The 12,231-nt window shown below is 44.9% G+C and carries 13 protein-coding genes; 2 read left to right on the forward strand and 11 right to left on the reverse strand.

The features are described 5' to 3' along the window. Positions 1 to 49: 49 nt before the first annotated feature. From EDM21_RS12505 to EDM21_RS12530, 6 genes are read right to left on the reverse strand one after another with little or no spacing between them, the layout of a single operon-like run. A complete protein-coding gene (locus tag EDM21_RS12505) occupies positions 50 to 784 on the reverse strand; it encodes an N-acetylmuramoyl-L-alanine amidase (RefSeq protein WP_157335921.1) in 735 nt (244 codons plus the stop codon). Then, the gene (locus EDM21_RS12510) at positions 785 to 1,387 is read right to left on the reverse strand and encodes a hypothetical protein (RefSeq protein WP_157335923.1); all 603 of its coding nucleotides are present in this window, start codon (positions 1,385 to 1,387) and stop codon (positions 785 to 787) included. Between the two features lie 22 nt (positions 1,388 to 1,409). Further along, positions 1,410 to 1,586 (reverse strand): hypothetical protein, encoded by a 177-nt coding sequence (locus EDM21_RS12515; protein WP_157335924.1) that lies wholly within the window; start codon positions 1,584 to 1,586, stop codon positions 1,410 to 1,412. Between the two features lie 51 nt (positions 1,587 to 1,637). Next, entirely contained in the window at positions 1,638 to 5,693 is a 4,056-nt protein-coding gene (locus EDM21_RS12520; protein ID WP_157335926.1) for a hypothetical protein, read from the reverse strand. 5 nt (positions 5,694 to 5,698) lie between these two features. Then, on the reverse strand, positions 5,699 to 6,178 hold the full coding sequence (locus EDM21_RS24990; RefSeq protein ID WP_166541989.1) for a transglycosylase SLT domain-containing protein: 480 nt from the start codon (positions 6,176 to 6,178) through the stop codon (positions 5,699 to 5,701). Then, positions 6,127 to 7,467, reverse strand: coding sequence for a hypothetical protein (locus EDM21_RS12530; RefSeq protein ID WP_157335928.1), 1,341 nt, complete (start codon positions 7,465 to 7,467; stop codon positions 6,127 to 6,129). Before EDM21_RS12530 ends, EDM21_RS24990 begins: the two co-directional genes overlap by 52 nt. 385 nt (positions 7,468 to 7,852) lie before the next feature. On the opposite strand from EDM21_RS12530, the gene EDM21_RS25235 reads away from it, so the two are divergent. Together EDM21_RS25235 and EDM21_RS12535 are read left to right on the forward strand one after the other, a co-directional pair. After that, entirely contained in the window at positions 7,853 to 7,981 is a 129-nt protein-coding gene (locus EDM21_RS25235; protein WP_268893075.1) for a hypothetical protein, read from the forward strand. A 217-nt stretch (positions 7,982 to 8,198) separates the two neighbouring features. Continuing rightward, positions 8,199 to 8,375: a hypothetical protein gene (locus tag EDM21_RS12535; protein WP_157335930.1), complete on the forward strand. Its 177-nt coding sequence runs from the start codon at positions 8,199 to 8,201 to the stop codon at positions 8,373 to 8,375. Positions 8,376 to 8,573: 198 nt separating this feature from the next. Here the strand turns inward: EDM21_RS12535 and EDM21_RS12540 are convergent, their stop codons facing one another. From EDM21_RS12540 to EDM21_RS12560, 5 genes are all read right to left on the reverse strand, one after another. Then, complete coding sequence (locus EDM21_RS12540; protein ID WP_157335932.1) at positions 8,574 to 8,804, reverse strand: hypothetical protein; 231 nt, start codon at positions 8,802 to 8,804, stop codon at positions 8,574 to 8,576. Between the two features lie 58 nt (positions 8,805 to 8,862). Further along, positions 8,863 to 9,441 (reverse strand): hypothetical protein, encoded by a 579-nt coding sequence (locus EDM21_RS12545; protein WP_157335934.1) that lies wholly within the window; start codon positions 9,439 to 9,441, stop codon positions 8,863 to 8,865. A gap of 9 nt (positions 9,442 to 9,450) precedes the next feature. Beyond that, entirely contained in the window at positions 9,451 to 10,575 is a 1,125-nt protein-coding gene (locus EDM21_RS12550) for a C2 domain-containing protein (protein ID WP_157335936.1), read from the reverse strand. A gap of 448 nt (positions 10,576 to 11,023) precedes the next feature. Next, complete coding sequence (locus EDM21_RS12555) at positions 11,024 to 11,296, reverse strand: hypothetical protein (protein ID WP_157335938.1); 273 nt, start codon at positions 11,294 to 11,296, stop codon at positions 11,024 to 11,026. Continuing rightward, positions 11,293 to 12,231 (reverse strand): hypothetical protein, encoded by a 939-nt coding sequence (locus tag EDM21_RS12560; protein WP_157335940.1) that lies wholly within the window; start codon positions 12,229 to 12,231, stop codon positions 11,293 to 11,295. Before EDM21_RS12560 ends, EDM21_RS12555 begins: the two co-directional genes overlap by 4 nt.

Here is a 12,231-nt window from a genome sequence, read left to right on the forward strand (position 1 = left end):
GTCAGGAGTAAACAAAAAAATCCCTGCCAAGTATCGGCAGGGAAGAACGTTAATCCGTTACACGGTCAATCAAGGCAAATAGCAGCCAAGGCAGCTCTCTTTCCATTTCTCCGTTCTTAAGGCGCATCTTCCACAGTTCAGGACTCTCCAGCTTGCCTTTAGCCGCCAGATTATCAATCGCCTTATTCCCCATTTCGATCCTCCAGTTATCCACCTTTACAGCCTCCTTTTTGGGCTTCAGCCCATAGTGTTTAATGATGGCATTCGCGATTGCACCGGCGCAGATACGGCGGTACGAATCATCCTTCAGCAGCTCGGCTTCCTGCCGATTAGTCATAAACCCGCATTCGATCAGGATTGCATCCATATTTGTCTCCCTGAGCACATGCAGATCGCCGAGCTTCACGCCACGGTTACGGCGCCCGGTAGCGATGACCAGTTCGGCCTGTACAGCTTCCGCGATGGCTCGGGAGCCCGAAGGGTTAGTGGTATAGACAAACGTTTCAATCCCTTGAGCATCGCTCCACTGGCCCCCTGCTGCATTAGCATGGATCGATACATAGAGATCTGCACCCCACCTGTTGGCTTGATCGGTACGTTCCCGCAGGGGCACGTCCCGGGCGTCAGAGTGAACAGTCTGCAGCTCCACACTCTTGTACTCACGTAAGATGGGTGCCAGATGATTGGCTACTGCTCGGTTAAACTGGTATTCTTTCATCAACCCATCGGGCGTTTGCTTTCCCGGAGTCTCCGGTCCGTGGCCGGCGTCCAGCATAATCTTCATTTATCTCACCTCTCTTTCTATAGGTTTCATTTCGCTCAGAATCTTGTCCACCATGACATACCGGCGCGCAGCCTCCTCGGACTGAACTTCATTTCCGTTTTGCAATAGATTGGCATACTCCGTCATTTTGGTATGGACCCGTCCGGCCCTTTCGTAAATCTCAGCCTGCGTCAAGGAGGATACATCTTCTGATGTAATGTGTGCAGCCTCCTGGACAGCATTTCCTTCAGCTTGAATATCAGCTGCTTTTTGTTTCTGAAATGAAACGTCTTTCGCCCCTTTAGCGGTGATATAGGCCATGACTAGACCGGCTATAACCATGACTTCTTGCTCGTCAATGGGAATGCCGAGGTACTCAGAAAAGAAGAGAATCAAACAGGCAATAGCTGCCGTGAAAAACTTTGTGCTATTGAAGGTGATTTTCTCACCGTTCTTCATTTTTTGAATGTCTATAATAATCTGCATGACCAAAAAGTTTCCGACAATAAAAATAGAAGCAACAAGTTTATCGATGGAAATATGCCATCCGAATATTTTGTTCAAATATACAGCAATCACCGAAGCGATCACCGTAATAAATTTTGGATCAATCCATTTACTCATTACTCCACTCTCCCTCCCGGCGCTATACCGCCGGTGATGATTTCAAGCACCCTTTGGAGCTCATCGCTACCTGATCGCAGCATGTCGTCAAATCGCCATATGCGTACAGCAGCTGACTCGCTATCTCTGGTCCGTACAGTTCGCGTATGATCCGGTACGTTTCCTCTTCTACCGCCTTTTCCATTGGTTCGAGAAGCAATGGGGACCAACTCCTTTATAATAGAAAGAACCGATCGGATGATCGGCTCTCTTACTTTAGATTGAGTTCTTTTTTCAGCTCTTTACGACCCTTCTCACCGGCCTTGGTTAGAGCATTGATCATTGACTTCACCTTTGCATCATTGCTCTTTGTGTCTGGTATTTTAGCGATCAGGCGCGCTGCCTCGTCCCCGACTGTTTTTTGGTACTTAACAAATTGATCTGGACTCAGTTTTATTTTCTTGGGCTCTTTGGTCGTTCTATCTGTACCGCTGATGGTTTTGTCTACGACCCGCGGCGCAATACGCTTGTCTCCTGTGGCATTAAGCAGGTCCACCACTTTCTTCGCCTCTGGTGATACCTGATATTTATTCGTAAATGCAGGGTTCAGGAAGACGTTGAATAAGCTATTGTCTTGCATAATAGTCTTTCCTTTACCTAGAGTATCAATCGATTGTGGAAGCTTGTCAGATAGACCCGGAATCTTTGCTTTGACCTTATTAAGTGCCAGTTGAAGCTTGCTCGGATCATACGTCTCACGTTTTGTGTTATCGCGTAATTGATTGATCTGGTTGAGAGCTGTAGGAACGAATGACGCAGGCGCATTGGTTGCAACGTTATCAACGAATTTACGTACTGAATTTTCTTCCCCATACGAGGTTGCAAATGCGTCTTTTAATCCCTTTAGAACTGATTGTTCACCAATCGTATTCAACCCTCCAGTTAGGGAATCGTAAGCTGTACTGAGAGCGCCATTAGCTGCGTCTGTGGCTTTCTTTCCATCATTTGAAGATTCAGCTATATTAGCACCGGCTGAAAGAGTCATCGCTACAGGTTGGGCCCAATCATAGTTGAACAGCGTGTCGCCTTCACGTAAATTCGCGGCTTCTTTCATTGATTTAAAGTTTCCAGAAACAAGCTCTTTCGACCACCGCTGCAGGGCGCTTCCGTTAATCTGATATTGCCCCTGCCCTGCCTGACGTTCAAGTTCCCGTACATCTCGATCTTTGTCAGATGCACCGGTAATTATTCCGGTATCTGCCAGATAATAACCCAATCCAGTCATTCCGGTCCCCACAAAAGCCCTCATAGTGGTTAGGATCACATCTTCCCGAGTCTTTATACTACCTTTCTTCAGAAAGGGTTCTGCTAATTCATAGGCGGCTTTTAAGAATCCGGCAGGAGAATATTCAAGAGCTCGGGTGATAATGTTACCCGGTGTTTTTGGGTATTTCAAAACCAATGATCCAATACCAAAATCTTGTCTCAAATTCAGTAATCTCTTCGTCCCTTGTAGCCCTTGGGCAATTAAACTATCATCCTGTAATGTAACATACTTGCCATACTCGTCAGCGATGGCCTTAACGTTATTATCAATGTTCATCATATATCGCTCAGAATGCTGTTTTAAGGCACTTCCCTTGAGACCTTTATTCATCCCGTCCAAATGTGCCATTTCGCGTAAACGTTGGTTAACAGCCCGATTGTATGCGGCGTAGTCAAACCCTTTCAGAGCTGCTCCTAGCGTTTTCTCTAAGTATGTGAGAGGGTTTAACTTGCTATGGAACGTCTTACCATTAAGATCATAGGCGGTCGTTAATCCTTCCGGGTTCACACCCTTCCATCCGGCTTTAACACCAACGTTCAAACCTTTAAAATAATCTTTCGTGGGAGCAAACCAGTTCTCCCAACCACCTTTTGCTATCGTGATGGTTCGATCCTTCCCGGTGATTGTAGAGGTTGCCCAGTCGACCGGCACTGATACTGTACGGTTTATTCGCTCAAGACGATAGAAAATTTCGTTTCCGATGATATTCCGAACAAGCGTTTTAGGATTTAATAGCTGCCCGATTGTCTGAGTTGTATCTATCTTTTTTAGTAATCCAGATCTCTCTAAAGAATTAAGAACCGCTTGAAGATCCTGACTCGCCATTGTTTTAGCCTCGCCCGATAGACCCGATACCCTTTTTGCAAGTTCCTCGATCTCCGTGACCTGTTCAGGGGTTAAGTCTCGATTCTTGACGAACCGATCTGCAATTTTCTCTGCTTCCGATATTGTTTCTTCCTTGATTCTTTTGCTGCTCATGCTAAGTTGCTCTTGTGCCTTCTCGTAAATTTCCACAAGCTTCGGCCGTATTGCCTCACCGAATTCCTTCACCATTGCGGTGGACCAATCAGCAAATTTCACTGTTCCCTTTGCCATCTTGGAGGCTCCAATAATTGCATAGTTCAGCACGATTTCAGGGTCAATACCTGATGAGATTTGAATCCCTTTGGCTCTCAAACGCTCCTTCGCCGCCTGTTCTTGCGCTTCAAGGAAACTCACCACTTTATCCTTCACGCGCTTGTCAGACAGCTCTTTAGGGGGCTTAGCCGTACGAGGTTGCTTAGTCTTGGTCGAGACAAATGATTTCGCGTCTTGTACAAACTGCCGGATCGCAGTAGCTTCTTCATCGCTTACCTTTTGACCTGCACGATATTTCCCTAGTATGTCCATCACATTTGCAGACGCGCTACTATTCCCCTTCATTTTCTGAACAGTACCTGCTAAACCTTCGATTTGATCAGCCATTTCTGGAGTGATTTTTACCTCTTTACCCGGTCGTAATCTTTTACTAATATTTATAGCCAGACCTTCTGCGTAAACAAGAGCACCTTGTGGTGTGAGTTTATCGTACAAACTTGCGGCTTGAAGGGCCTGCCCGGTTTTAGTTAGCTGTTCAGCTAATTTCTCTGCAACTAAAATAGCTCTATCAGTCATTCCTTTTGATTGATATTCATCAATCAGACGATAAGCAGTAGTGACATCTACATCACTAAAGCGAGTGGTCTGGGTCAGCAATTCCCTTGATGTTTTATCAAGGTCTAAGACGCGCTCATTCGCCTTTGCCACCGCTGAAGCATTAGTAGTTGGCTCGTAGTGTCTGAACTGCTCTGCGCCCTCTTTGAATGTTTCTGTAGCTTTAGGTGACTGGGTTAATGTTCTAAATGTGCCACGTTCCTTTAATGGTTTAATTTCTGGGCCAATAATCTGTGCTTCCGCTTTCGGTAATTCTTTATTGTAAAGGCTAGGTACAGGATCATCGGTTGACCGAGTTAGTTCATCCAAGCTAGGCATTTTGAACCTCTGGCCAGAAACTGAGGGTTCAGGCAAAGCGCTCAATGGGGCTAGCGAAGGTTGCTCCAATGCCACTGAGGACATAGGTAGTTCTTGCCTTGCAACTGCGGCAGGCGGTAACTCTTGTAGTTTAGGAACACTACCTTTTCTGAGAGCCTTTATCCCTGATCCAATACCGCCTAAAGCTGCACCACCAGCTGCACCGACCGCGCCTTCAAAGAGTACATTCTCAAGCATATCCCCATTAAAATCTCCACCGGTCATCAACGTTCTTGGTACCGCATAGGCAGCCGATCCTAGTGCTTCTTGAGCTGCTAATCGGGGAATGCCTGTTAAAGTTGGTGCCCCTAATTTCTGAGTTGTCTTATTTAATGCGGATCCAAGCATGGGTCCGCTAAAAAAAGTCTTACCCACGTTCATTTCTATCTGTCCGGGATTTACAAAGAAACCTCCGAGACCACCGGCTATTTGAGCGGCCATATCCCCGACTTTACTGCCAGTTGATTGAGCCGGTACAGGTATAGGCGCACCCATCACAGAGGATGCACCTTGGTTGAAGTTTTGAATTACCTTGCCGGGTGTCGTGTTATATAAGAGGCTGTCCATTCCTTGAGCATAAAGATCAACCGTGTTGTCTTTAATAGCTTTCAAGAAGGAGTTACTCGGATCATTATTGATCGCTTGTTGCGTTCTAGTGCGCTGAAGATCAACAGGAGAAACGGGAATATCCTTGTATAAACTCTTCGAATTGACCACGCTCATAGGGTCATAGGTTGGCGGCTTATAACCGGCTGATATGCCTAGTTGACCGATCTTACTACCAACCTGCGTAAGCGCGTTGGCTGCTTTCTCAGAGAATGAGGGGCGAGTGTCTTCGATTATTCCAAGTCTCATACGATTTTCATCGAACAGACTTTTCCCGTTGGTTTGTGGAGAGCCTCCATTGCTGATCCCTAACCTTTTACGATTTTCGTCAAAGAGTGAAGCCAATCCACTCACCTCCCCCAGTTTTTCATAACTTTTGGAACATAATTCTGTGTTTCCTTCGGTAGATACTTAGACACCGTATTCCAGTCACGGGAGCCGGCCTTTTTTATCGCTTTATTGACATTGCCTGGACCCGCATTATATGCAGCAATTCCCAAACGTTCATCTCCGTATTTACCAATCATGGATGCTAGGTACTTAGCTCCACCCATAACGTTCTGTGCAGGATCGTTTGGATCCACTCCTAATTCTTTAGCTGTTGCTGGCATCAGTTGCATAAGACCCATTGCGCCTACTGGACTTTTGGCTTTGGGATTAAAAGAAGACTCTGCCTTTGATACCGCACCCAACAAACCGATATCTAATCCGGTTTGAGAGGCAGCGTTAGAATAATACCCCCGGTATGCCTGTGGAATTCCACTAGCCCCGGGGGATGTCAGTTTCCCGGTGTATCTAGTAGTCTCTTCTGTTCTTCGGTCATATCCAATTTATATCTAGCAAACAGTTTGGCATTTTCTTTGTCGGATAACCCTCCTCCAAGAATCATCAACTCTAATTGCTCTTTAGGAGTGATTACATTTCCTTCATCATCTTTAGTGACTGCCTTATCTAGATAACTTGCATAGTCTTCTGCCGTTATTTGCTGCTGCCCTTTGTTTTTCAACTCATCTAACTGGGCCAATCTGAATTGGTTGTCTGGATTGTTCACATCTTTTGACCAACTGAATTTTTCGCGATCCAGTACCAGGCCATCCATCGAAAGTCCGAGTTGCGATGCTCTATAACTGTCATTTGCAGCCATTTCCAGTTGTCTCATAGCAGCTTCTACCCCAAATTGCTTAACATTCTCTGCAAATTTCTCACGTTCTAATGTTGGGAGATTATCTAGGTAACCCGTTAAAGCAGATGTCGTTATTTTTTGGTTGTGATCCTGTGCCTGTCCCTGCATCGTGCGCCCTAATGAAGGTTGCCTGCCTAAGTTCATCCAATCATCTACGGGTGTACCGATATTGCCTGTGCGATCCATGAAATTAAACAACATGTCCATATTCTTGACGCGTGTATCCATGGTGTTCTCACCGCCGTACTTACCGGTTAGCGCTGATTCAGCTATGTTATTTTGGAACTCTTGCTGCCCAAGGTTGTTATAAGTAGATAGAACACTTGCCAGTGCGCTCTTGTATTCGTTATCCCGGTTATAGTTTTCTTTGTTGATATCGAAGTCCCATTTATTCTGATCCTGATTCCGTGTATATGCTTGGTCAATGAGTTGTGGCAGGATCTGAGTATCCACTCGTTCCATTTGCTTATTTGCTATTTGATGTGAAAGTGTTTCTGACAGCGATGAGTTACCTTGTCCGCTGCCGCGGAGCTTGGCCATGGTATTGTTTTGCTCAGTCGCTATGTTAGTGCGCGCTTGCCTCAATGCATTTTGGTAGTATGGATCGGTGTTCTGGTCATACGAGAATGGTTTTGGCGCCGTAACCTGCGTAGGTTTCTGTCTGGCTATATCAACCCATTGTTGAAGGGCATTGTTTCTTTCAGCGGTGAAATCATTTGTTTTAGAAGCGTATCCACCCGTTGCTACATCAATTTGTCCCATCCATTTCTTGGCCCCAGCTGCTCTATCCGTGTCACCAAGTGAACTAGCTGCATTAAACACTTCCATCGCACGTTGGTACTCAGTTTTGCCACCATCTTTATTTTGCGAGTAGTTAATAAGCCTTTGTTCATAAGGAACATCATCGTCAACCGGTTTGCGGTATTGATAGGCCATGTTCATCCTCCTTAATGACGTTTTGTTCGATAACCCTTTTTCGATTCCTTGAATTTCCATGAAGAAATCACAGTGATTACTATTGCAACGTTTTTATCTTTAACGTCCAGAATTACAACGTTTTTGTTCTTGCAAACCCACCTTACTCTTCCGTTAATACTCGGCAGTATCTTCAATTCATTTCGTAATTCTTCAATGTCCACCTTCTGTTGCTTGCACCTTGACCTAGCATGGGAAGAGAAAATAACCTGCAAATACCTCGACCTCCGAATAACAAAAAGAGCCTAGCATCTACTAGACTCTTCCAATTTCTGATATAATAATTTCACTGACACGGGTGGGCGACCAGCAGCACCTACCTCCTTACGAAAGGAGGTGATGCGACTTGGTCACTCTTGAAACGATTGGCGACATCCTGAAGGTACTTGCTTCCTTGCTGAGCATTGTGTTTGGCGTTCGGAAGCTCTACCGCTGGATTCGTAAGCGTAGCAAGAGAAAAACCCACCGCAAATAGGTTAGCCGCCTAAGGCGGGTTTTCTCTTCTGCATTACCTGAGAAATGCTGCCTGGTTAATCTCTCGTTGTCAGGAGACGGGGTTGCGACCCGTCTTACTTTAGTTTACACTTGTTGCATTAATTTTATCACATGGTTACAAGTATTTACAATACTTCATCTTTCTCAAATATCCCTACTCTGGTAATATTTATATTTATGAGAGGGGGTGTAAAAACATGGCTACAACTATTGAACTTGAAATTGCTAAAGAACTAACTCTTGCTGTTTTACCGAATATTAATATCATTCCACCCATCAATGAAAATAACGGTAACAAATATCTTGCTGATCAAGTCGTTAACGTGTATCAAACTATTTTAAAAGGTGTGGTTAAAGGTTGTGACGAGACGTAGTTGCCTGTATTAAGTTTGCAAGTCCGTTTATAACCTCCGGCAGAATATGCAGTTCTTGGCTGGAGGTTTTTCTTTCTACTACCAGCTGTACCCATTCACAGGTTTTAGCGATTGTCTCATTTACTATACTTACTGTCTCTGTTTCCATTATATCATCTCCTAATTATAAGAGCCCCCACCTAATGGTGAGAGCTCTTTTTATTTTGTTACTGTGGTTGCAGATGCTATGTCTTCCGTAATCACTTCATAAGTTAATTCCGGAATTGGATTCTCAGTGCTGATGGATGATGTAAATACAACCGTCATCTTCTGCTTCCAGTGACCCCCGTTAAGCATAATTACATTATCTTGTTGGGTCACAATCGTTTCTGGCGAACTGTACATGGAAATCATCATAAAGACTTTAAATAATATTTGTTCGACTGTCATATTGGCACCGCCACTGTAAAATTTAATAGAACCACAGTACCATTTATCCCAGTATTTCTCAAGGTGACGGAGGTGGATAAAAGGGCCTGCTTTCCAGCTGGGCTACTCTGTTCTCCAAGTTATTCAACCTGTTTAAAACAGACTGACCACCTATTCTTACATCCTCCGCAAAAATAATATTATTGACCACTAACCCCTGGGGACTGCCTATGTTTAATGCTATAAAACCGTCAGCGTTAATTGAAATATCCCCTGATAGATACCGGATATATGCAGCAGACCCGGGAGAGTTCGAAAATCTAATTGATTTTATGTTTCCGTCCAGTTGATTGCCGAGGTATACATTATTTCCGATTGTGGCATCTGTTTGAATGTTGATTGTCCCACCCACAAACTGACTCGCTTTAATCACGATACCTTCGATCAATCCAGCAGTTATGTGACCAATGTCCGCAGTAAATGCAGAGAGTTCTTTGACATCGATCCGATCGGCTTGTATTGATTTCGCACGAATGTTTTCATTACCGATCATGCCATCCATAAGGTAATTAACTTCTTTCGCTATTAATCCAACAAGGTTACCTAGTTGTTCTGGAGTCATTCCCGGTTCTACCCGTGGCAAATTAAGATTTCCCATGTGACCCTCCTACCTTAATGGTAAATAATCTTCTTCCCTTGCTATTTCGTGTATCGTTACCGGTCCGGTACATTCAATCTTTAGCCGTATGTACCGCGCATTAACCGCCACATTGGACCGGATATAGATAGGCCGGCTGCTGAGCCAACCGGAAGGTATGTCTTGGACAAGCACCCAATCATCATCCCCGGTTACTTGCTTGCTCATGTAGACTTTCATCGTGCCACCCGGCGGTATACTGGCCGTAATCCAAGCTTTCAACCACCGGATGCACTGTGACATGGACGGGGCGGTAAACGCCTTAGAAACCCATGTAGACGCAACAGGCGAAGCGTTATCGGCGGCACCTCCAAGTTTCAGCACACGACCGTTATGATCTCCTACATAAAGCACACCGCCCATGGTAGCGAAGCAAGTCGGCTGGATGTCTCGCCAAGTGAACCAGATATCCTTTGTCGGATCATACTCCAGGATTACGTTCGGGAACAGGCTATTGCCGATTGGTATAGACACAAATAGTTTCTTTCCATCCGTGCCAAGTGAGCAAGTATCCCGGGCCTCAACGTTTATATGGTCCACATACCATTGCACAGGTGCGGAAAATTGTTTGCGCGGCGCCGAACCTCCCATATACTCATAGATCCCTTTACGATCAAGAATATACATAACACCGTTGATTGTGACGACACAACGGTTATTGATGGCCCCGGTATCAAACGTAACCGGTTGGACTCGAAAGGTAGATACCATAGCTCCGAACATCTCATGCATGCTGCTCTGTTTGAAGATGGTGACATGTCCGATGCCAGCTTTAACAGCCGTGATCATCTCGCCATCTGGTGTATCAATGCCAATGAAATAAGAGTCTTCATCGTCTCCATTAAACAACTGCCATTTGTCAGCACTGCCACCCGCGGTAGCATGAAGGGTGTTATTAACAGCAGCCCACAAGCGATCATAGTATTGCTCAACAAAATTTAATTTCCCAACTGGATTCCCCAGATTCGAAACCGAGCTGCCGTTATATGCTTTTACTCCATCTTTGCCGTTCGTCCCAACCAGATGAACGTCCGACAGGTTGGCTTTAACATTGGTGAAGGACCACATCACTGATACATCTAGCCCGGATACCAATGGAGCGCTCCAAGTCGAGCCGATCCATTTACGCCATGTGCCATCACTAAATACTGCATGCAGCTCAGTGTCTTTCCAAACGCCTAATCCAAGCACTTTGGATCCGATTGCAGTATCTAAAACAGAAAACCCCGGACGCACCGACAAAGCCGGATATAGCGCCGAGGTTAGATTCTTTGTTTCGGTTGCAAATTGAGGTGATATGGAAAGAGCATCTAATCTACTCTCGCCCTTAAACTCTCGCTGAATGATGGCCGGCTTATTACGTATTGGTGGTAAAGGCCTCATGTCATTGTCTGATCCCTTCTAGGCAGATCGAGTATCATTTGTGCCTCTTGTTGAGTGAGGTACCCTTTTGTCAAAGCATTCTGGATGTTCGTTTCCTCTATCTGCCCTAGCAGCCACTGCCCTCGCAGAAAGTCATAAAATACCTTCATATCGTTCACCCCTAAACTTGAATGAGTGTCATCATCATCTGTTCTACCATCTCCAACCTCTTTTCATAGGTTGGAGGTAACTGTAGTCTCAAGTCACTCATGTCTGCCAGGACCTCTCCCACGACCTGTTGTGTCGCCTCTTTTAACACATAATCCGTAAGCGATAAATCGATGTTTTGGATCGTGCTATTAACACCGATAATCTCAATATCTGAATGAGAGACTACGTTTTCTACGATTGCAATAATCACATTATCGGACTTATTGTATAGGATTCCGATCATCGGATGACTCCTCCCCCAAATGTTGCATCATTGCCACCTGTTGGCTGTGATAGATATTTTGATATTGTGCCGCCTTCAATGGCAAGTAGACCAAAAGTGTTTCCACTTCCCGAGTTATTGGTTGAATATATTTTCGAATTGATCTCCGAAGCAATCGCGGCATATTTCCCTGAAAATTCACAGCCGCTAATCACCCCCATAGCCGACTTGGCCGTAGCACCTTGTATGGTGGCTGTAATCACGTGCCTACAAATATCTAACTGGAATCGATAGGAATTATCAAACAAAAATGCATTTTTTTCTGTTATGGTCGCTTCAAATCCCCTTATATATGCTGGAGTTAAACAGTTGGCGACACCAAACGACCTAATTTTATAATTCGTTGATTCAGTTAAGCTCCCGGCGCCAAGAACCCTTATGACACCCGAACCTGTAAAACCGCCTAAAGAAAAATCTTCGTCATATAGTCCAGGAGCGACATTAATAGTCACAACATGATTTATAATCTGAGGCAACCGCGAAACGGCCACATTAAAAGATTTTAGTGCTGTTCCCGAGGATAACCCGTCATTAGAATTGCTACCAGTCGGCGCGACAAATAACGAGATGTTTCCTGTGGTTTTTAAGTAACTCAGCACATTCCCTAATTGCTGGATAATACCGGAATACCCTCCGACAAACCTCGCGTTATCGCCAAAAAACACTACCTTTTCCGCATTAACAAGTGAGGTTACATAGTAATCGCCGCGTGGGAAAAAGATAGCTTTCCTACCCTCTGCGATTGCTTTGTTAACCAACTCCTGCAGCTTGACGGTTACATCTGGTCCGGGGTAAATTCCATAGGTACTAACAATATGCGTAACTTCATTCCAAGCGCGATAATTCAAGATTGAATTAAATCCTAATTGCATTTGTTCTGCAACGTTTTGCCCCAT

Origin of the sequence: Paenibacillus lutrae, assembly GCF_009757775.1 — a bacterium.
In the GTDB taxonomy this organism is placed as follows: domain Bacteria; phylum Bacillota; class Bacilli; order Paenibacillales; family NBRC-103111; genus Paenibacillus_F; species Paenibacillus_F lutrae.

Bases quoted from the DNA above. Each gene is read 5' to 3' on its own strand.
- EDM21_RS12505 (WP_157335921.1), bottom strand. From the start codon at position 784: ATGAAGATTATGCTGGACGCCGGCCACGGACCGGAGACTCCGGGAAAG.
- EDM21_RS12510 (WP_157335923.1), bottom strand. From the start codon at position 1,387: ATGAGTAAATGGATTGATCCAAAATTTATTACGGTGATCGCTTCGGTG.
- EDM21_RS12530 (WP_157335928.1), bottom strand. From the start codon at position 7,467: ATGGCCTATCAATACCGCAAACCGGTTGACGATGATGTTCCTTATGAA.
- EDM21_RS12535 (WP_157335930.1), top strand. From the start codon at position 8,199: ATGGCTACAACTATTGAACTTGAAATTGCTAAAGAACTAACTCTTGCT.
- EDM21_RS12540 (WP_157335932.1), bottom strand. From the start codon at position 8,804: ATGACAGTCGAACAAATATTATTTAAAGTCTTTATGATGATTTCCATG.
- EDM21_RS12545 (WP_157335934.1), bottom strand. From the start codon at position 9,441: ATGGGAAATCTTAATTTGCCACGGGTAGAACCGGGAATGACTCCAGAA.
- EDM21_RS12555 (WP_157335938.1), bottom strand. From the start codon at position 11,296: ATGATCGGAATCCTATACAATAAGTCCGATAATGTGATTATTGCAATC.
- EDM21_RS12560 (WP_157335940.1), bottom strand. From the start codon at position 12,231: ATGGGGCAAAACGTTGCAGAACAAATGCAATTAGGATTTAATTCAATC.